Source organism: Paenibacillus xylanexedens (assembly GCF_007680605.1).
Taxonomy (GTDB): Bacteria; Bacillota; Bacilli; order Paenibacillales; family Paenibacillaceae; genus Paenibacillus; species Paenibacillus xylanexedens_B.
In genome coordinates this window covers 1-297 of the sequence record NZ_VEIO01000078.1, presented here as the reverse complement: position 1 = coordinate 297, position 297 = coordinate 1, and the positions used below count along the sequence as shown (strand labels likewise).

At 50.8% G+C, this 297-nt stretch carries 1 protein-coding gene; it reads right to left on the bottom strand.

Annotated features, from left to right (window positions below; genetic code table 11):
• The coding region (locus tag FS818_RS28465) for a condensation domain-containing protein (protein WP_145336764.1) at window positions 1-297 on the bottom strand (297 nt) is incomplete at both ends.

Here is a 297-nt window from a genome sequence, read left to right as displayed (position 1 = left end):
CTCTCCATACGTCAGTTGCACAGCCTCGAAGACAACCGCCACCGCTTCCGGTGTTCGATCTGCCTGCTCCTCAAACAATGTGTGAATCGTTTGATCTTTTGGATACTCCGCCTTCGTATCGTTAAATGTTTCCAGCAACTGACGCTTCTCTGCCTCGCTGGCCAGCTCGATTTCCTCCAGCCGCATATCCGGCGTTTCAGCGATCTGCTCTAGAATCATCTCCAATCGGCTGATGACTCGTTCAATGTTAGCTCTACGATGTTCCGACGCATTGTAACTCATCTTGATGCCAAGCTG